Below are 19,598 nucleotides of genomic sequence, written 5' to 3'. Positions count from 1 at the left end.
GCTCAGATTGGTCTTACCCTTTTGACGCCCGAATCATAATTATTTTTACTTCACCGTTACTTTTTCATCAATTGAAACTGGTGTCTCAGGTTGAGGCACCCGTTTTTGAGATAGTACGCCGTTAGGCGTCCCGCTTAAAATGGATGCGCCTTCGGCGCAATTGAAAAAGCAGCTCAGACTGCTGAGCTGCTTTGATCAAAAACAGATATGTATACAGCAGTACTGAATTACTTTTCTGTTGCCTGAAAGAGTGAAACGTGTTATACTTATAGCATGAGAAAAAATACAGGAAGGAGCAAAAGTAGTGAAATTAAATATCAGAGCATCATACGACAGTTTCCGTGAACTCAGAGAAAACAATTCATATTACATAGATAAAACAGAACTGATAGAAGAATTTCTAATTGATAAATTCGATAAGGCAGTGCTGTTTGCACGTCCGAGAAGATTCGGAAAAAACTCTGACAATGACAATGCTCAGGGAATTTCTGGATATCCGCCGGGATAGCAAAGATATATTTGATGGTCTTAAGGTCATGAACAATCCGGAATTAGTGGACAAATATATGAACAAATATCCGGTGGTGTTTATTTCTATGAAAGAAATCTATGGTTGTGATTTTGACACCATAGCAGGAAATTTTAAGCTTGCAATATCCAATACAGTAAAGAGTCTGAATTTTCTTTCGGAAAGCGAAAAAACGGATAATGACGACAAAGAAATCTTTCTTAAATTAAAGCAGAAAAAAGCTGATATGGTTGAAAGTGTAGCAGCACTTGATGTACTTGTCCGTATGCTTCACGATCACTATAATAAACAGGTTTTTGTTATTGTGGATGAATATGACGTACCAATGGCAAAAGCACTTGGTAAACCGGAATATGATAAAGTCCGGGATATGATCGAGCATATGCTCAGCTTTGTCTGCAAGACAAACGAAAATGTCAAAGGTGTTATTCTTTCCGGATGCCTTTATACAGTAAAAAACAGTACATATACCGGAGTTAATAATATCATTCCTTATACAGTTCTGTCACCTGTTTTTGCAACAGCTATCGGATTCACAGATGAAAATGTAAGAAATCTTCTTGACGATGCAGGTTTGTCAGAAAGATATGACACTGTTTCAGAATGGTATGACGGATATATCTTTGGACGTGAAAAGATGTATTGTCCGTGGGATGTACTGTTGTATGTGCGTTCGGTTCTTGACGGATCATACAGTAACCTCAGAGGACCTAAAAGTTACTGGGTAAATACTTCAGAAACATCGCAGAATCTTATACACGGATTTCTTGGAAAAACTGATGATGCAAATGAAAACTTTGAAAAATTGCTTGCCGGTGAGACTATTGAATGTTTTGTAAATGAACATGTACCATATCATCTTATTCATGAAAACGGAGATAATCTTTGGTCTGCATTGCTTGAAACAGGATATCTTTCAAAGGCGGTAGAAGAAGATGCTGAACTTTTGCCGCTGCGCATACCAAATAAAGAGATACAGATCGTATTCAGGAAGGAAATATGGAATTATTTCAAAGATAAAGTAGATAATAAAACTGTAAAGGATCTTTCCCTCGGAAAATAAAATAGAAATTTTCCAGTCGCAGACTGGAAAATCACCGATTACAGAGTAACAGACTGCGTGACCGCATGGGTTATGTAGTCTGTTTTTCGTGCGCTGCCGAGCGCTCGCTTATTCAAAAGGCACCCAACGGGTGCCTTTTCTGGAATAGTACGCCGATAGGCGTTCCATTTAAGCGGATGCGCCTTCGGCGCAATTGAAAAAGCAGCTCAGATTGCTGAGCTGCTTGGGTTCGTGATATAAGGCCTGAGTAATGTTCTGATATTTCAAATTTTTACTTCCTTCAGTCTTATCTCTTTCCGCCGGCATATTTGCCGCAGTTGATATCAAGTACGCTTCTTGGCGGATCTATAAGTGAGTTTTCGTACTGTACCGGCCACTGCGGTTTCATCTGAATATTACCGTTTTCATCAATACTGTCAATGGTTTCACCGCTCTGGATCGGGAAGCCGTTGTCGAACTGGTATGACGCAATGTTATAAACGTAATTTACAACATTAGTCGGATCGAGGTTTTTGAAATGCATCTGTACATCAGCAGCCCCGAAAACATAGAATCCAAGTGTATCAACTACCATTTCATCTGTATCAGAAATATTAAAGAATCTTGCATTGACAAAGAGATCAATGAATCTTTCTGACACGCTGTATTTTTTGAAGCTTTCAAATTTATCAGGAGTAATAAGCTTTCCGCTCTGCGTTGCATATATTCCAGTACATCCCGGATAACAGTCAAGTGCTGCGCCGACCTGAGCAAGCAGTATCTCTGCCTGTTCCTGATAGGTAAGTCCCATTCCGAGCATAGTATGAACAAGCACAGTGTATTTACAATCATTTATTATCGCTTCACCGTCCTGTACATCCCAGAACTGAGAGCGTGCCATTTCATCCACTTCTATCCTGGATTCCGGCTCAGATGATAAAAACACCGCCATAGCAGGAATGCCGTCCGGATGATCCTTAGTTACCACTTTATATTTTTCAAGCGGAAACATAAACATGTCTCCGGAACTTATCTTGGAAGGTTCTGCATACGGAATTTCTCCGAGATCACCAAGATATTTTTCAAGTGCCTTTTTAACTTTATCCGCTGTCGGTGACTCTGGTTTGCTGTTAAATAACAACTGGACCATCATTATTTCCATATTGGTTTCGACTTCATTATTCATCTCATTTTCTCCTTTTGACTTTTTACGTCCGGGGTTATCTGAATCTGTTCTGTGCGGCATCGTATTCGTATCCGATACCTGCAAGCTTGTTTTTTTATTTCGTCTTCTGAAACGTCAAGATCGTCGCAGAGAGCGGCAAGCGAACTGTACTGATCACGAAGTTTTGTGTTTATTACACTAAGAAGTATAGCCGGATCATTTGGAAGCATGATTATTCTCCTTTACTGACTGATTATTACTTTTCTCTTTCGCCGGCAGCGTTTTCTCCCGGACAGACATCGATTACCGCACGCATTGGCTGTACCATTGCATCTTCATAGCGTACTGTCCACAGAACGTTTTCGTCGAACTCTGATGTTTCGGCGTTAAGTCCTTCAATAGTGTCGCCGTCTTTTATCTGGTCTCTGCTCTGCATTACAAACGAGGCTATGTTGTATACATAGTTTACGACCGCATCAGCATCAAGATTTTTAAAGTGGCACTGGATATCAGGAAGTCCGACAGCACACATACCGTGTGTGTCAACAAGCATTTCATCCGTCTTTTCTATTTTAAAGAAACGTGCATTAACGCAGAAGCATACAAAACGATCCTGCTTTTCCACCTTTCCGCTTCTTATAAGATCTGCCGGAATGAGCTTTCCGCCGGACGGAATCCATACAGCGACACAGTCTTTGAATATATCTGTAACTACTTCAAGCCAGTTCATCAGAAGACGTGTTCTGTGTTCAGTATCGAGTGCGGCCATCATGTCAGCGGCAAGTATCTTGTGCGTGCATGATGAAAGAAAAGTGTCACGGTCTTTGATATCTCTTATCTGGGCACGTTCTGCATTGGTGATGTCAGTCTGTCTGAACGGCATTACGTTTCCCAGCATTACCTGAGCGGGAAGGTCGGCGTCCCTGAAATGACTCATGAAACGTTTAACGCCGAAGCTTGTCAGTTCAGGGCTTGACGCGATTACATCCACTTTGCCGCATTTGCTTTCCAGAGCGGCTCTCAGTACAGGTTCCTCAGGACGTACCGGTTTATCTTTGAAGAGAAGCCACATTTCGAATACGTTGCTCTGCTGTTCATACTGTGCTGATGCAGTCTTTGCTTTATAATTGCTTTTCATTGGAATTCTCCGATCATTTATTTAAGGAAACATTATTAAACCGAAAATCACAGCGGGGCTGGGGGACACCCGGATCTTAGCTGTGTTTTTAGGATTATTTTCATTGTTTCCTTATTATTACTCCATTAATTCTATCATATTCATCTTAATATTTCAATAGAAAAAAACGACTGCGTTATGCAGTCGTTTTTCTTGTCTGATTCCTTGATTAGATGGAGGGAAAACAGACGAGGGTGAATTGATATATTGTATTTTGAAGATATCTTATTTTACAAGACCGAGACCCCAGATAGTGAAGTTTCCGGATGCTGAGATAGAAACATCAAGAACGCCTTCAGTATCCTGATAGTAACCGAGTTCAGCGTCAGGACCGCCCCATGTATACTGCTTGTTGCCGTTTACCTTTGTGGTTTTGCCGTTTACAGTTACATTTACGCTTCCCATTCCTGAGCTGTTAGCCTTGAATACAATGATAAGTCCCTTGCCGTTAGCCTTGAATGTCATCGGCGCTCCGCCGCTTGATGTATAGCTGTAAGGAAGTGAATTGTATCCGTTTCCTCTCTTGAATGACCCGCCGTTGAAATTCTGGAGATCCTTGTCAGGATCAGCGTTTATACATGTGTAGTATTCAGAACCGTATTTTGATCCGGTCGGTATGCTGTATGATTCAGAGCGGTTTTCAGTTCTCATAGCCTGACGTGTATAGTAAGCCATACAGTCAGCTACAAGCTGTCCGCCGTTCTTGTGCGGATGGTATTCATCTGAGAAGTAGTCGCTCTGCTTGAGGAATCCGCTCTTGAAAGCGCCCTGAAGAGCATTGTGCATGCTGATAACAGGAATGTCAAACACCTTGCTTGATGCTTCCATCTGAGCCTGGCTGTTATATCCGCCCTTTGATGTTGTGATAAGAGCGATAACTGCAGGATCGTTCGGCAGTGAGAGGAACTTTTTGATGCAGCTTTCGAAGCACTTCTTGTACATGATGTCTTCGTGGTCGTTTACAGAGAATTCGATAACCACGATATCAGGATTGTGGCTGCAGATATCCTTTTCACTTCTTACAAGACCAACTACTGATGAAGTACCGGAAAGACCGGCATTTACTTCCTTGAAAGTTCCCTTGCAGAAGTTGTTCTTTATATATGATGAGAACGGACTGCTGTAGTTCTTTCCTTCAGTGATCGAACCGCCGAGATAAGCAAGAGTAAGCGGTGCACCCTGTGATGCAGCATCAAGTTTTGCTGCGAGACGTGCTGTATTGCCCATGCTGAGGATAGAGCTCTTGTAGAAGTTTATCCATTCAGCAGATGCTGTTTCCTGATAGTCATCCCATACGTTTTCCGGCTTAGGCGGTTCAGGGAATGCTTCTATTTCAGCATTGAGCCACTGGAAAATGAGCATTGCATCTTCAGCATTGATCTGCTTGTCGTGATTTACGTCAGCGGCCTTTTTCATTGCCTCGTCTTCGAGTCCGTCAGTTATGGCGCTTTTGATAAGGCAAAGGTCCGGAATGTTGATCTTTCCGTCGTAGTTTATGTCGCCGTATGTGAGCTTTTTGGCCTTTGGTCCTTCAATCTGTGTAGCTTCTCCGGCACCGGCAGCATTGTCAACATAGAAGTCAAAGGTTCCGCTTTCTGTTTCGACATAAAGGAAAGCTTCAGTCGCATCAGCCGGTATCTGGTATTCAGCATTTGCAAGCTGTACCCATTCGCCCTTGAGGGTTGTTGCTTCGGCAATTGCAGAATAATTTGTCTTGCCTGAACCGTCTGTGTACTGGAGTTTCATGTAGAATGTTTCTTCAGATCCGCCTGCTGTCTGCATTGCATTGCAGCTGAAACTGTATGTTTTTCCAGGTTCAAATAAAGTAAGATCGAGTTCCTTCTGTGCACCGTTCCATGCGGCTGTACGTCCGGTTACATAGAGACAGTTGATACCGTCAAACGGTTTTTCATCACTTAATGAGAGTTTTGCGCCGCCGCGTCCTGTCCAGCTGTGATTGCCGTCATCAAAATGATCAACGAAGAAAAATTCTTTTTCTGCTCCGCTGTCAGGAGTTTCGGAATTCTCGGCTGCTGAGGTTCCATTTACGGCAGATGTGTTTTCATCAGCTGCGGCAGTAAATGACATCATTCCTGCAGAAAGAACAAACGCTGTCAGTGATGCAATCACTTTTTTCAGTTTAAATGACATATGAATAATACCTCTTTTCGTGTTCGGGTAATGACTGAAGGAGTTACAGATCCAGTCATAAAAAAATACACTGATTAGCTGATAATTGAAAAATATTATCAACATAACATAAAATCCTGTATAAATCATATCATAGTTATCTGCATTTTACAACCTATAATATGCATAAAAGGTGGATAAAAATGATATTTGTATTTAATTTGTCTTATTAATATGTATATGATGTGCTTGTTTATCCGTATTCCGGAAGGAAGAGGAGTTTCCCGGATGACTGCTCCGGAAATACATCTGACAATAATCGGACTTGATTTTATTTCTGAATAGTTGTATAATAAAATGCAAAGCGCTGCAGAGAATGGTACTGCAGTCAGCGGGAAAAGCCCGCAGGTATGAGTATAATCAAACGGAAAAAATAAGATTCCAGAGGGGAAATAATTATTATGGCAAAGTATTTTGGTACAGATGGTTTCAGAGGAGAAGCCAACAAAAATCTCACTGTTGATCACGCATTCAAGGTAGGCAGATTCCTTGGCTGGTATTATTCACAGGGCAAGAATGACAAATGCCGCATTGTAATAGGCAAGGATACAAGAAGAAGTTCCTACATGTTCGAGTACGCTCTTGCAGCAGGTATCACAGCGTCAGGCGCAGATGCATATCTGCTTCACGTTACAACTACTCCGAGCGTTGCGTATGTGACCAAAACTGATGATTTTGACTGCGGTATCATGATCTCAGCAAGTCATAATCCGTTTTATGACAATGGTATAAAGGTTATGAACGGAAAAGGCGAGAAGCTTAATGACGAAACAATAAAGAAGATAGAAGAGTATATTGACGGTGATCCGGATTCAATACCGCTTGCTACAGGTGAAAACATCGGACGCACAGTCGATTATGCTGCAGGACGTAACCGCTACATCGGTTTCCTTATCTCTCTTGCTACCCGTTCGTTCAAGAACATGAAGGTTGCTCTTGACTGTTCAAACGGAAGTGCTTCATCAATTGCAAAGTGCGTTTTTGATGCACTCGGAGCTGAAACACATGTGATCAATAATACTCCTGACGGAACAAATATCAATAACGGATGCGGTTCAACACATCCTGAGGCACTTCAGAAGTACGTAGTGGAATCCGGATGCGATATCGGATTTGCATATGACGGCGATGCAGACAGATGCTTTGCAGTAGCCCATGACGGAAAGCTTATAAACGGAGACCTTATCCTCTACATCTGCGGTAAATATCTCAAGAGCAAGGGTCAGCTCACATGCAACACTGTAGTTACAACGATCATGTCCAATATCGGTCTTTACAAAGCTTTTGACGCTGAAGGTATCTCCTATGAAAAGACAGCTGTAGGTGACAAGTACGTTTACGAGAACATGGCTGCAAACGGATTCAAGCTCGGCGGAGAAGAATCAGGCCATATCATCTTCGGCAAGTACGCATCCACTGGCGACGGCATCCTCACTTCACTTATGATAATGGAAGTTGTACTTGAATCAAAAATGAAACTTGCTGAACTTGCAGCACCTGTGACCATCTATCCTCAGCTTCTTAAGAATGTACGTGTTACTGACAAGAAACTTGCCATGGAAGATGAAGATGTTCTTGCTGCAGTAAAGAAAGTTGAAGAGGCACTCGGAGACAACGGCAGAATACTTGTAAGAGGCAGCGGTACAGAACCTCTTGTCAGAGTTATGGTTGAAGCAGAAACTGATTCAGTATGCAAAAAATATGTTGATGAAGTTTCAGAAGTGATCGTTAATAAAGGATACGCAGTCTGATGAAAAATGAAAATGTCAGGAAGGTACTGAAACTCTCTCTTGCGGCCATAGCTATACTGGTCGTCCTGAAGTTAGCTTTTCTTCTTCTTAACGGTTTTTCCGGATTCGGAAATGATAATGAACTTCAGTCGCAGGATGATATTATTCCGGGTTATGTAACCGAAGCAGTCACTGAGCCTGCACTTCAGATACTGACCGACAGTGAAACAGATGCAGCGACAGCTGAGCAGGATACAGAAACCGTCAGTCTTTCAGAGGACGTTTTTCCTGTCTCGGAAACTGTAACGGAACAGGATGTTCAGACCGAAGCAGAGGCAGGTTCCGAAGAACCTGAAGAATTCTCCGGTGAGGTATCCGAAGGACAGAAATACGTTTTCAGAAACAGTAAGCTTTTAAATGACCATTATAAAAAACACGGCGAGGAAATGGGATTTGCTTCTGCAGAAGAGTACGAAAAGGCAGCATCTGATGTTGTGAATTCACCTGACGCACTTCACAAGAAGGAAAAGGATGACAACGATGATGTATACTACATTGAAGATACAAATGAGTTTGTTGTTGTGTCATCGGACGGTTATCTGAGAACATATTTCAAGCCTGACAGAGGCAGGGCATACTACGACAGACAATAACAAACAGTAAACAAGGAATCCGGCGTTTGCCCTCAGCTGATAATCAGGAAACACAGATCAGCATGACAATATTATAAGCTATTCAGCGGCATGACTTTCAGAAGAATGAGTCATGCTGCTTTTTTATTTAAAAGCTTAATGTGCCTGAAACAGGTTTTGGCTGTGCATTTTGTGCATGGTGACATCTTAGTCGTTTACTATAGAAAATGGCAAAATAATTTTGCATTATTTTATTGACAAATAACAAAAAAGAGAGTATAATAATGACAATGTTCTATTAATGGAGAGCTCATTTCTTTTATCGGTTCACAAGAACTTAAATCGAGTTCACAAGTTAATACATGAACAGAAAAAATATAAAAAAAGAGACAGGAGAAAATGTTATGTCAGAATTAATAAGGAGATTACCGGTTTATCTTTTACTTGATACTTCCGGATCTATGAACGGAGAACCTATCGAAGCGGTAAGACAGGGTGTAAAGGCTCTTCTTATGGAACTTAAAAGTGATCCGCAGGCGCTTGAAACTGCCTATCTTTCAGTTATTACATTTGACAGTGTGGCAAGACAGGTGTGCCCGCTTACTGAACTTATAGACTTTAAGGAACCTGAACTTCAGGCCAGTGGTATCACATCACTGGGCGCAGCACTCAGACTTCTTTCAGAATGTATTGAAGACGAAGTACGCAAGGGAAGTACAGAACAGAAAGGCGACTGGAAGCCGCTTGTATTCATTCTTACTGACGGTGCGCCTACAGATGAATGGGAACAGGCAGCCGAAGAACTTAAGAGCAAAAAAACCAGCCAATATCATAGCATGTGCAGCCGGTGCTCAGGCAGATACTTCAGTTCTCAAGAAGATCACAAATAATGTTCTTATGATGAACAGCCTTTCAGCAGGCGATCTTGCACAGTTCTTTGCCTGGGTATCAGGATCTATCAAGATGTCATCAGGAAGTGTTGATGCTCTTCCGGGAGCACCTATCGAACTTCCTCCGCCGCCTCAGGGCTTCATTATTGTTCCGTAACAGGCAGGTGAAATTGTGAGTAACAAAGAAAAAGAAGGAAAGTATTCTGAAGATGAAGTGATCGACATTGAGCCGGATGAACTTCTTTCAGCGACCGAGGAAGACATAAAGGAAAGCATGGACAGGCTGTCTGTTTTCAATGAACTTAACATAACAGACAAGACGGCTTCGCTCTGGCAGTACAAGGCAGTTTCGGAAAACGAACCTGAAATTTTTGAAGAGTATATGTCTTCAGAGCAGGAAATTGAATGCGGAAGGGTAACTGCTGCAAGAGTACGCGGCAAGAAACACAAGCATGACGGAACAAACTGCGACGACTGGTATGAATATGATGTAAACGGCGACTGGAAGATCCTTATTGCATCTGACGGTGCCGGCTCCAGAAAGTTTTCAAGAATTGGTGCAAAGGCAGCATGCAGTGCAGCAGCAGCGTATCTCAGGGAAAACCTCGGTAACGCTTCAGAGGATGACAAAGCCAAGCTTTCTCTGCCTCTCGACGACAGCGGTTTTATGGAAGGCTGCGGCGTTTTTGCGAATATTCTTCAGGATTCAGTATTAAAGGCAAAGGAAGCTGTTGAGGCAGCTTTTGACGAGAGAAAGACGCAGTTTCGCTATCTTGATCTTGTGGAACGCGATCTTGAAATAAAGGATTTTGCATGTACATTTTTAGTATGCATTGTTCTTCCGGTAATGGTCGGTGAATCAAAAGAGTATTTTGCAGCCGCGATCCAGATAGGCGACGGCATAATCTGTTCCGTTGACAGAAACAGCCCTTTTGAAAAGGCATTAAGACTACTCAGTGTGCCTGACAGCGGTGAATATTCAGGTGAAACTGATTTTATCACTTCTGATAACCAGACCAGAAAGGAAAGCCTTATGGGCAAGACCAAGATCATGCGCGGAAAGTCTTCAGCTTTCATGCTTATGACTGACGGTGTTGCAGATGATTATTTTCCTAATTCACCGGAACTTCTCAGACTTTATCTGGACCTGTGTCTGAACGGTATTACATCTGTCGATGATTCGTCATCAGAAGGAGAAATTCCTGAGACTGTTCCTCAGCCGCTTGTTCATCCATGGGTAAATGACAATGAGAAAAAGATAATGTGCCAGTACGCCAAACGTCTTGAGGAACGTACCGGTACAGATCTTGAAACGCTCTGGAAGAATACGGCTTTTATAAAGAAAGCATCGCTTGAGAACTTTGATACTGATCTTCCGTCTGAAAGAAAAGAAAGACTTTTAAGATGGCTGGATAACTATACTGAGCGAGGCTCATTTGATGACAGAACGCTTGTTCTGCTCGAATTTGATCAGGAGTGAAACACCAGATGGACAATATCAGACGCGGACTGCTGCTTAGCGGCCGTGAGATCGAATATGTTGTAACTAAGAATCCTCCGCGCGGGGGAATGAAGTACACTTATTTCACACCGGACAAATCGTTTGTAGTCCAGTTCTTCAATGATCCTGAAAATGCCGCAGACCCCGGTATACAGGACCGCCTGAAAGCAATACTCGGCAGATACAATCCTACTGTGCCTGAGGAACTCGGCGGTGCCAACGGAAACGATGACCGGACAGCTTCTTATTTTTCAAAATGCTACTGCTGGCCTGTCGATATCGTAATAAGGCCTGAGTTCGGGATCGTAAGTCCGGCTTACCCGAAGAATTTTTTCTTCGGTGACAATGCATCCCAGATCCTTCAGATAAAGGGAAAGGACAAAAAAAGCAACTGGTTCACCGGACGAAGCAGAAAATATCTGAATTCATCAGAACTCGGTGATTTCCGTTCAATGCTGCAGATTTCAATACTTCTTTCACGTGCTGTCAGAAGACTTCATCAGGCCGGTCTCGCACATTCAGACCTGTCACCGAACAACGTACTTGTTGATCCGCGTTCAGGTACCTGTGTTGTGATCGACATAGACTCACTGGTGGTACCGGGACTGTATCCTCCTGAAGTAATAGGAACCAGAGGCTATGTTGCTCCTGAGGTGCTCCAGACACTCGGGATGGACAGAAAACAGCGTAAGTTTCCGGGTGTTCAGACAGACCTTCATTCAATGGCGGTACTGATTTATGAATATATCTTTCTGCGGCATCCGATAATCGGTCCGAAGATCTATTCAGAAGATCCTGAAAAGGACGACTATTTATGTCTCGGCGAAAAGGCTACTTTCATTGAAGATCCAGACGATACTTCAAACAGACCGGATGATCTCAAAGTCACGATAAAAGATCTGGGACCATATCTTGAAGATCTCTTTCTCCGTGTGTTCTGCAGGGGACTGCATGATCCGTCGGAGAGACCGGCGGCTATTGAATGGGAGAGAGGGCTTCTTAAGACCTGGAATCTTCTTCACAGCTGTTCCAATCCGAACTGCGAAAAAAGATACTTTATTCTTCACGATATCAATGATCCCGTATGTCCTTTCTGCGGAACAAAGATCAAAGACGATACGATTCTTAAACTTGATTTCTATGCACAGAGAAGGGGAAATCCCGGCAGGTGGTTCAGAAAGAGCGAAATGATCGCTGAAAACAATACTCCGCTCTGCATATGGAATCTTCATTCAAATATTTTTCCGGATGAAAAGGCTCCTGACCGTGAAGTCAAGGCGTACATCCAGAAAAAAGAAGGAAGTTACTATCTTGTAAATCTTACACTGAAGAATCTTCTTTCACCTGACGGAAGCACAGTTCCGGTAGGATATGCTACTGAGCTTTATCCGGGAGCGGCTTTCAGACTACTGCGTGATGATGACAGTCTGCTTATGAAAGTTGAACTGTTCAATATTAACTAAACAAGGAGAATCAGAAAAATTATGAGCAATCAAAAAGAAAAAAAATTTGGTCTTACCTCCGAACAGGTAAAAAAATCACTTGAGGAACACGGCAGCAACAGGCTGACTCAGGTTGAGGGTGAAACATTTTTAAGCAAGTTGCTTGGTAACTTTGGCGATCCGATGATCAAGATACTCTGCGTAGCACTGGCAGTCAACGTTCTTATCTTTATCCTCGGCGCAACTGGTGTGCTCAAGGGCGTGGATGTTGAGTGGTATGAACCGGTAGGTATCGCAGTTGCGATCGTACTTGCCACATTCGTTTCAACATTCTCTGAATACAGAAATGAAAACGCATTCCAGAAACTTCAGGAAGAAGCTTCAAAGATCGTATGTAAGATCTATCGTGATGACGAGATCAAGGAGATCCCGATCGATGATATCGTTGTCGGTGACTGCATCCTTCTTCAGTCAGGTGACAAGATCCCTGCTGACGGTCAGATAATTGACGGAGACATCAAGGTTGACCAGAGTGTTCTCAACGGTGAGTCAAAGGAAGCATCAAAGGTTCCTGTACCTGATGACTACAGTGACGAAGGCGAGCCGATGGACTTCCTTAATCCATACAAAGTTTTCCGTGGCTCTGTTGTATGTTCAGGCAATGCAGTAATGGAAGTTACTGTTGTAGGTGACAAGTCAGTTTACGGACAGATCGCCAAGGAACTTCAGCAGGACGACGACCGTGAAAGCCCGCTTAAGGTTAAGCTTTCAAATCTTGCTGACGGTATCAGTAAGTTCGGTTATATCGGCGGTATCGCAATCGCTGTTGCTCTCATGTTCCAGAGAATGATCACCGGCGGCGGTTTTTCAGCTTATATAAATTCAGGTATTTTCAACATTCTTGCAGACTTCCTTGATGCTGTTATTCTCGCAGTTATCATAATAGTAATGGCTGTTCCGGAAGGACTTCCTCTTATGATCGCTCTTGTATCAGCAATGAACATGGGCAAGATGCTCAAGGATAACGTACTTGTAAGAAAGATCAACGGTATTGAAACAGCCGGAAGCTTAAACATTCTTTTCTCAGATAAAACAGGTACAATTACAAAGGGTAAACTTGAAGTTGTTACATTTGTAGACGGTGACATGACTGAAGTAGGACAGGCAAGTGACGTTAAGGGCAAGCTTTCCGAAATCCTTTCAGTTGCTGTTCATCACAATACAACTTCTATCGTTGCAAAGGAAAACGGTGAGACAAAGGTTGTCGGCGGTAACGCTACTGAAAAGGCAGTTCTCGCATTCGCTGCAGACCTTATTCCTGAAAACATCAATGTTGAAAAGGTAGCTTCAATTCCTTTCAACAGTACAAACAAATATTCTGCTACCCAGGTAAAGGGTGACTACAACTGCACACTTGTAAAGGGTGCTCCTGAAAAGATCATTTCAAGATGTAAATACTACTTTGACGAAGACGGCAACAAGAAGGAGTTCACAAAGGGTGCTCAGATCGAAGACAAGATCAATGAGCTTGCCGGACGTGCTATCCGAGTTCTTGGCCTTGCGATCGCTGATGAAGCTCTCGGTGAAAACTCACTTCCAGAAGGCGACTGGACACTCATTGGTATTCTCGGTATCAGAGACGAAGTCAGACCTGAATCTGTTACAGCTATCAGCGAAGTACATCAGGCCGGTGTTCAGGTAGTTATGATCACAGGTGACCGTAAGGATACAGCTGTGGCCATTGCAAAGGAAGCCGGACTTCTTACAGCAGACACAGACGTTGTTCTTACTTCAGATGAACTTCAGCAGATGTCTGACGATGAGATCAAGAAGGTTCTCAAGGACATCAGGGTTATCGCACGTGCACTTCCTACAGACAAGAGCCGCCTTGTAAGATGCGCTCAGGAACTTGAACTCGTTGTAGGTATGACAGGTGACGGTGTTAATGACTCACCGGCTCTTAAGAAAGCCGACGTTGGTTTTGCTATGGGCGGTGGTACTGAAGTTGCAAAGGAAGCCAGTGACATCGTAATTCTTGACGACAACTTCAATTCTATCGACAAGGCTATCCTTTACGGCCGTACAATTTTCAACAGCATAAGAAAGTTTATCATCTTCCAGCTCACTATCAACGTTGCAGCTGTACTTATCTCATTTGTATGTCCTCTTCTCGGAATCAACGAACCGCTTACAGTTATCCAGATCCTCTGGGTAAACCTCGTAATGGATACACTTGCAGCTCTCGCATTCGGCGGTGAACCGGCTCTCCACAGATACATGAAAGAAAAGCCGAAGAAGCGTTCTGAAAGCATCGTAAGCAAGAACATGTGGAGCAGCATCATCATGAACTCACTCTGGATGTTCATTCTTGGTTTCCTTATGCTCACATTCTCTCCGCTTCAGAAGGTATTCGCTGATCTCGGAGCAGATGTAAAGACATTCAACCCTGCAGATTTCTCTGATCCGGCATATCTTAAACTCGGTACTGCATATTTTGCGTACTTCATATTCTCAGCAGTATTCAACGCATTCAACGCAAGAACAGACAAGATGGATCTGTTTGAAAATATCAGCGGAAACAAGGGCTTCCTTAAGGTTCTCGGACTTATCGCTGTAGTTCAGATAGCAATGACATATCTTGGCGGAAGCGTTCTCAGATGTCACGGTCTCGGCGTAACCGAATGGATCGTAGTACTTGTAATGGCAGTTTCCATCATTCCGGTGGATCTCATAAGAAAGGCAGTTATGAAAAACAAATAATTTACAGAAAGGATTCTAAATTATGGCAGTTAATCTTCAGAAAGGTCAGAAAATCGACCTTACAAAAACAAACGCCGGCTTAAAGAAAGTAATAGTCGGATTAGGATGGGATGAAGCACCGAAAAAGTTCAGCCTTTTCGGCGGAAAAGGAGACGATATTGACTGTGATGCAGTTGCAATAGCGCTTACAGATGATAAGGTAAAGAGCAATGACGATGTCGTTTTCTATAATAACCTTACACACAAGAGTCACTGCATCCTTCATCAGGGTGATAACCTTACCGGTGCCGGTGCCGGCGATGATGAGCAGATCAAGGTGTTCTTAAGTGATCTTCCTCAGCAGTACAACAAAATCGTATTTGCTGTTACAATTTACGAAGCATACAAGAGAAACCAGCAGTTCGGCATGATCAAAAACGCTTTCATCAGAATAGTGAATGCGGACAACAATCAGGAACTCTGCCGTTTCAATCTGTCAGATAATTATGACGGAATGACAGCGATGATCTTTGGTGAGCTTTACAGACATAACGGAGAATGGAAATTCAACGCTGTAGGTGAAGGCACAAGAGATGACGGCGTGGCAGCACTTGTAAAGAGATTTATCTGATAAAAACATTATTTATTTCAGGGGGTATTATTTATGGCAGTTAGTCTTTCAAAAGGACAGAGAGTTAGTCTTGACAAGGGAATAGTAAAGGCACTTATAGGTCTCGGATGGGATACAAACAGATATGACGGCGGTTATGACTTTGACCTTGACGCCTCTGCTTTTCTTCTCGGATCAAACGGCAAGGTAACATGTGATGAAGACTTCATATTCTATAACAATCTTCAGAGCAGAAATGAAGCAGTTGTGCATACAGGGGATAACAGAACCGGTGCCGGTGACGGCGATGACGAAGTTATCACAATTGACTTCTCCAAAATTCCTGAAAACATTGAAAAAATAGCGATCACAGTTACAATTCATGATGCTGCGGCAAGAAAGCAGAACTTCGGTCAGGTTTCAAATGCATATGTTCATGTTGCAAAGATGGAAACTGATGATGACATGGTTGGTTCTGAAGTCCTTCGTTTTGATCTTGTTGAAGATTTTTCAATTGAAACAGCTCTTGTTGTCTGCGAGATCTACAAGAATAACGGCGACTGGAAGTTCAACGCTGTAGCAGCCGGATATCAGGGCGGACTTGAGGCACTTTGCAGAAGCTTCGGTGTAGATGTCTGATACATGAAATGATTATTCAAAATCATACTGATGTCCGGTGAGCATCCGGATTTCAGCTTTGGTTAAAACAGTATTTAATAACAGAAGGGGCTGTTAAAAAAGTCCTGAACACAACAAAATCAGCATATCTTACTCACGTAAATACGTGGGTTCAGATATGCTGATTTGCTTTTAAGGAGAGTTTCTTAACATCTCCTTCCAGTACAGATATTAAAAAGGGCAGCAGTACAGGCGAAAAAATCCTGTACTGCTGTTGTGTTTTTATAAAAAACCTTTCACTGTTATTATGAGTTTTATAAGTGCAGCGGCACTGAACACATAGAACAGAAGGTTATTGATGCTTCCGTCAGCTGAGCAGATACCGAAACCGATACGCGGCTTCGGAAGAGGATAAAACAGCTGAATTTTCTTTTTATTTAACATGTCAAGCAGTATATGAGAAAGCATGGAAACTGCCATATAAGGAGCTGCAGAAGGAAGTATAACGGAAAAACTGATCGTTACCGAGGCAGTACCTGCAATTGAATGCATAAATGAACGGTGGGGAAGATGTTCGCCGAATATGCATACCCCCAGAAATATCAGAAAGCCGGTAACCAGTCTCATCAGCGAAGCACTGGATCTGAAATGTGATGCAATGTCTGTGCCTGCAAAATGATCAGCTGAAAGAATTCCTGCAATGCTTAAAAATGTTACTGCCGAAACTTTTGCAAGATTATTTCTGCTGTGTGATTCTGAAGCGTCAACGTCGCTTATTACAGAGCCAATAGCTGCAGTACCTGTGCATAGAATGAGTTCAGAAAGAGTATCCGGTGAAAAAGTATAGAGAACAGCAGCATAGCCGGCTGCAAGATGTGTCTTATAGGTCATTTACTGTTCCTCTTTTTTCGGCTGTTTGAAATGATCACTGCTGTAATAAGACCTAAAAGGATGGCACCGATAACTGCAGCTCCGAAAATACGTGCGTTTATTTCATCACTGTCTGCACTTTCAGGCGTGTCATTTTCATCAGGAGTGTACTTTTCTGATTTATCATCTGTGTTTTCACTGTCAGATGTGATATTTTCGTCATTGCCGTCCCAGTCGTTTTCTATCACAACAGTATGTCCGGCATCGTCATCATATTCATTATTATCATCAGAAGAACTGCTGTTTTCTGATGAATCCTTAGCTGTTACGGGAACAAAATCCACAACACCATCTGCTTTGGTTCCGTCGGGTTCAGTCCCCCAGATGAGTTTGTCTCCGTCATACATTGTTATATGATCAGTAATTTCAATATCCTGGTTTCCTGTCTTAAGCCCCTCAGCGGAATAGTCATTTGATGCGTCCCATACCTTGTTCTGATCAGGGACTGATATTCTCATCTGAAGCTCAGCGCTTTCCTGTTCTTTTCCGATTGGAGCAAGAACAGATCCGTCAGGGTATGTGATTTTAACATAGTAAATATTGTCCTTGTACTGTATCGGTTCAGAGACCTCAGCCTGTGACCATTCATCATAACCAATGCGTACAGTAACATCATTTACTGAAAGACCGGATCCTAAAACTTCGGAGAGGTCAAAATAATAGTTAAGTGAAAGATCAGTTATTACTCTTGCCGGCCATGCGGAATGGTTTACGGAAAGTATTTTTACTTCTGTAAATGAATCGGACTGCTGATTTAGTGAGGCTGTTACATAGAATTCAGGTCCGTCAGGTTTCTCTTCCGGAGGGAAATCAGAAAGCGGCCTGCATTTGTATTCGCCGGCCATTTTACAGAGAAGGGCAGTGTAACCGGCATTGTAATCATCAGCGACTTCATTGCACATATAGTTTTCTATGTCATCAGTATAGGAGCCGTCTAAGGAAGGACCGCCCACAAGAGCACCGTAGAGAACATGGCGATGATCCTTTACACCGTCATTTTTCATATCATCCCAGGCTCCGTGTGATGTCCTGTGGTGAGGATGTTCCGGCGAATCATCTCCGAATCCTACCACGTAGCTTCTTTTATCAGGATTGTCACCAAGGCAGTAATTTATCTGAGTTTCATAGAATTCTTTATACTGCTTTACTTTAGCCTTGTCGCCGCTGAAAATCGTATCAGAAGCCACTGCAGCAAGGAAGCCAGCAGTTGTGGCATATCTGAGTGAGCCCCATGAATCAAGCCATGCCAGGCCGCCTGGTGCTCTCTGAACTGATTTACCGTTTACTCCTTCAGGATTTGACCAGTAGTCCAGATGCTTTGCCACATGTTCTTTATATTCCTTATCACCGGTATTTACTGCGTACAGAAGCATAGCACCCTGCATAACATCATCCCAGCACATTCCCCATGTATATTTCAGTTCATCGCCCTGGTCTTCACGTCCGAGATTCGGAATGCATTCCTTGGCTTTTTTCAGATATTCCTTTTTTCCTGTAGCTATATAAAGCCAGTTTGAAGCCCAGAAAAGCTCATCCCAGAATCCGCTCCAGGAATCGTAGAAACCTTTTGCTTTGGTATAGGAGTCATCACTCTTTGTTTTCCACGCAATGTCAAAATAGTGTTCTGCGTATTTTTTGTATTCTCCGCATTTGTCAGAATCCTTAAGAGCAGCAGCGCCCGCAGCTAGAGCAGCAGCCATTTCACCAGTGACACACGAGGCATTACATGTATAGGAAGGACGTTTACCCATTTCGAGTTCAACGAGTTCCACAGGACCCCACCATTTATGGTCCTGTTCACCGTCACCTATCTGATAAACAACTTCAGACCCTCTGTCACAGTCCACAAGATAATCAAGGACGAATTCAAGATTGTTTCTGTAAATATCATACTGACCGGCACTCTTTATGCCGTCACCGTACTGATAAAGTCCCCAGGCAAGCATTGAAGCAGAATAAGCCATAGGAAGATTGAATTTTACATGATCTCCTGCATCATACCATCCGCCGGTAACATCGTCTGACATGGTAGAGTCGCCTCTCCATGAGACCCTGTTCCATTCCGGAAGAGGACCGGCCTGCTGTGCCTCGTAGAAGTACAGTGATTTCTGAAGTGCTTCAGCATAGTTGTACTTTGCTTCAGCTGCACAGGCTGTATCGTAAGCAAACAATCCGTTTCCTGTTACTGAAAAGAGCAGGGAAAAGGCAGTTATTCCTGATAGTATTCTTTTTAAACCAGACATAATAATTCTCCTGTTTTTATAACTTTACTTAGGAAAACACTGATTCAATCGGAAATCCGGTTCCACCGGTTTCCGGAGGTGAGATTTACAGGGCTTTATCCCGAACCCCACGCTGATTTATGAATTAATCAGCGCTTCCTTAAGTTTTTATACCTTTAGA

General features: G+C 42.8%; 17 protein-coding genes. 11 read left to right on the top strand and 6 right to left on the bottom strand.

Features of this window, described 5'->3' with window-relative positions; genetic code table 11:
- Positions 1-304: 304 nt before the first annotated feature.
- Positions 305-508 carry an AAA family ATPase gene (locus tag CC97_RS06065; protein ID WP_044974247.1) on the top strand — a complete coding sequence of 68 codons (204 nt, stop codon included), beginning with the start codon at positions 305-307 and terminating at the stop codon, positions 506-508.
- Positions 468-1,592 (top strand): AAA family ATPase, encoded by a 1,125-nt coding sequence (locus CC97_RS06060; protein WP_044974246.1) that lies wholly within the window; start codon positions 468-470, stop codon positions 1,590-1,592. Before CC97_RS06065 ends, CC97_RS06060 begins: the two co-directional genes overlap by 41 nt.
- A gap of 286 nt (positions 1,593-1,878) precedes the next feature.
- Here CC97_RS06060 and CC97_RS18670 read toward each other — a convergent pair whose 3' ends face one another.
- The 4 genes from CC97_RS18670 to CC97_RS06040 all read right to left on the bottom strand — a co-directional run bounded on the left by CC97_RS18670 (position 1,879) and on the right by CC97_RS06040 (position 6,064).
- Complete coding sequence (locus CC97_RS18670; protein ID WP_197021831.1) at positions 1,879-2,757, bottom strand: DUF4261 domain-containing protein; 879 nt, start codon at positions 2,755-2,757, stop codon at positions 1,879-1,881.
- Positions 2,754-2,966 (bottom strand): DUF4250 domain-containing protein, encoded by a 213-nt coding sequence (locus CC97_RS06050; protein ID WP_347493503.1) that lies wholly within the window; start codon positions 2,964-2,966, stop codon positions 2,754-2,756. The genes CC97_RS18670 and CC97_RS06050 overlap by 4 nt, the downstream gene beginning before the upstream one ends.
- Positions 2,967-2,992: 26 nt before the next feature.
- Positions 2,993-3,874 (bottom strand): DUF4261 domain-containing protein, encoded by an 882-nt coding sequence (locus tag CC97_RS06045; protein ID WP_044974245.1) that lies wholly within the window; start codon positions 3,872-3,874, stop codon positions 2,993-2,995.
- Between the two features lie 264 nt (positions 3,875-4,138).
- Positions 4,139-6,064: a carbohydrate binding domain-containing protein gene (locus tag CC97_RS06040; protein WP_049962725.1), complete on the bottom strand. Its 1,926-nt coding sequence runs from the start codon at positions 6,062-6,064 to the stop codon at positions 4,139-4,141.
- A gap of 440 nt (positions 6,065-6,504) precedes the next feature.
- Between CC97_RS06040 and glmM the strand changes: the two genes are divergently transcribed.
- The 9 genes from glmM to CC97_RS06000 all read left to right on the top strand — a co-directional run bounded on the left by glmM (position 6,505) and on the right by CC97_RS06000 (position 16,286).
- Positions 6,505-7,854 (top strand): phosphoglucosamine mutase, encoded by a 1,350-nt coding sequence (gene glmM / locus CC97_RS06035; RefSeq protein ID WP_044974244.1) that lies wholly within the window; start codon positions 6,505-6,507, stop codon positions 7,852-7,854.
- Positions 7,854-8,486, top strand: coding sequence for a hypothetical protein (locus CC97_RS20480; RefSeq protein ID WP_049962724.1), 633 nt, complete (start codon positions 7,854-7,856; stop codon positions 8,484-8,486). The genes glmM and CC97_RS20480 overlap by 1 nt, the downstream gene beginning before the upstream one ends.
- Before the next feature lie 383 nt (positions 8,487-8,869).
- Positions 8,870-9,355, top strand: a complete 486-nt coding sequence (locus tag CC97_RS06025; RefSeq protein WP_197021830.1) for a VWA domain-containing protein — start codon at positions 8,870-8,872, stop codon at positions 9,353-9,355.
- Positions 9,356-9,365: 10 nt separating this feature from the next.
- Positions 9,366-9,512: a hypothetical protein gene (locus CC97_RS20475; RefSeq protein WP_197021829.1), complete on the top strand. Its 147-nt coding sequence runs from the start codon at positions 9,366-9,368 to the stop codon at positions 9,510-9,512.
- Between the two features lie 15 nt (positions 9,513-9,527).
- Complete coding sequence (locus CC97_RS06020) at positions 9,528-10,835, top strand: PP2C family serine/threonine-protein phosphatase (protein WP_049962723.1); 1,308 nt, start codon at positions 9,528-9,530, stop codon at positions 10,833-10,835.
- 8 nt (positions 10,836-10,843) lie between these two features.
- Positions 10,844-12,319, top strand: a complete 1,476-nt coding sequence (locus tag CC97_RS06015; protein WP_044974243.1) for a kinase — start codon at positions 10,844-10,846, stop codon at positions 12,317-12,319.
- A gap of 21 nt (positions 12,320-12,340) precedes the next feature.
- A complete protein-coding gene (locus CC97_RS06010; protein ID WP_044974242.1) occupies positions 12,341-15,058 on the top strand; it encodes a calcium-translocating P-type ATPase, PMCA-type in 2,718 nt (905 codons plus the stop codon).
- Between the two features lie 22 nt (positions 15,059-15,080).
- Entirely contained in the window at positions 15,081-15,668 is a 588-nt protein-coding gene (locus tag CC97_RS06005) for a TerD family protein (RefSeq protein ID WP_044974241.1), read from the top strand.
- 33 nt (positions 15,669-15,701) lie between these two features.
- The gene (locus CC97_RS06000; protein ID WP_044974240.1) at positions 15,702-16,286 is read left to right on the top strand and encodes a TerD family protein; all 585 of its coding nucleotides are present in this window, start codon (positions 15,702-15,704) and stop codon (positions 16,284-16,286) included.
- Between the two features lie 261 nt (positions 16,287-16,547).
- Here the strand turns inward: CC97_RS06000 and CC97_RS05995 are convergent, their stop codons facing one another.
- Both CC97_RS05995 and CC97_RS05990 read right to left on the bottom strand, forming a co-directional pair.
- The gene (locus tag CC97_RS05995; RefSeq protein ID WP_044974239.1) at positions 16,548-17,156 is read right to left on the bottom strand and encodes a metal-dependent hydrolase; all 609 of its coding nucleotides are present in this window, start codon (positions 17,154-17,156) and stop codon (positions 16,548-16,550) included.
- Positions 17,153-19,438, bottom strand: a complete 2,286-nt coding sequence (locus tag CC97_RS05990; protein WP_049962722.1) for a glycoside hydrolase family 9 protein — start codon at positions 19,436-19,438, stop codon at positions 17,153-17,155. The genes CC97_RS05995 and CC97_RS05990 overlap by 4 nt, the downstream gene beginning before the upstream one ends.
- Between the last annotated feature and the right edge of the window lie 160 nt (positions 19,439-19,598).

The sequence above is a fragment of the Ruminococcus sp. HUN007 genome (assembly GCF_000712055.1).
Classification (GTDB): Bacteria; Bacillota; Clostridia; order Oscillospirales; family Ruminococcaceae; genus HUN007.
This window is presented reverse-complemented; position numbering and strand designations above follow the sequence as displayed.

Coding starts and splice junctions, on each gene's coding strand:
- CC97_RS06060 (WP_044974246.1), top strand. CDS start 468: ATGACAATGCTCAGGGAATTTCTGGATATCCGCCGGGATAGCAAAGAT.
- CC97_RS18670 (WP_197021831.1), bottom strand. CDS start 2,757: ATGAATAATGAAGTCGAAACCAATATGGAAATAATGATGGTCCAGTTG.
- CC97_RS06050 (WP_347493503.1), bottom strand. CDS start 2,966: ATGCTTCCAAATGATCCGGCTATACTTCTTAGTGTAATAAACACAAAA.
- CC97_RS06045 (WP_044974245.1), bottom strand. CDS start 3,874: ATGAAAAGCAATTATAAAGCAAAGACTGCATCAGCACAGTATGAACAG.
- CC97_RS06040 (WP_049962725.1), bottom strand. CDS start 6,064: ATGTCATTTAAACTGAAAAAAGTGATTGCATCACTGACAGCGTTTGTT.
- glmM (WP_044974244.1), top strand. CDS start 6,505: ATGGCAAAGTATTTTGGTACAGATGGTTTCAGAGGAGAAGCCAACAAA.
- CC97_RS20480 (WP_049962724.1), top strand. CDS start 7,854: ATGAAAAATGAAAATGTCAGGAAGGTACTGAAACTCTCTCTTGCGGCC.
- CC97_RS06025 (WP_197021830.1), top strand. CDS start 8,870: ATGTCAGAATTAATAAGGAGATTACCGGTTTATCTTTTACTTGATACT.
- CC97_RS20475 (WP_197021829.1), top strand. CDS start 9,366: ATGAACAGCCTTTCAGCAGGCGATCTTGCACAGTTCTTTGCCTGGGTA.
- CC97_RS06015 (WP_044974243.1), top strand. CDS start 10,844: ATGGACAATATCAGACGCGGACTGCTGCTTAGCGGCCGTGAGATCGAA.
- CC97_RS06010 (WP_044974242.1), top strand. CDS start 12,341: ATGAGCAATCAAAAAGAAAAAAAATTTGGTCTTACCTCCGAACAGGTA.
- CC97_RS06005 (WP_044974241.1), top strand. CDS start 15,081: ATGGCAGTTAATCTTCAGAAAGGTCAGAAAATCGACCTTACAAAAACA.
- CC97_RS06000 (WP_044974240.1), top strand. CDS start 15,702: ATGGCAGTTAGTCTTTCAAAAGGACAGAGAGTTAGTCTTGACAAGGGA.
- CC97_RS05995 (WP_044974239.1), bottom strand. CDS start 17,156: ATGACCTATAAGACACATCTTGCAGCCGGCTATGCTGCTGTTCTCTAT.
- CC97_RS05990 (WP_049962722.1), bottom strand. CDS start 19,438: ATGTCTGGTTTAAAAAGAATACTATCAGGAATAACTGCCTTTTCCCTG.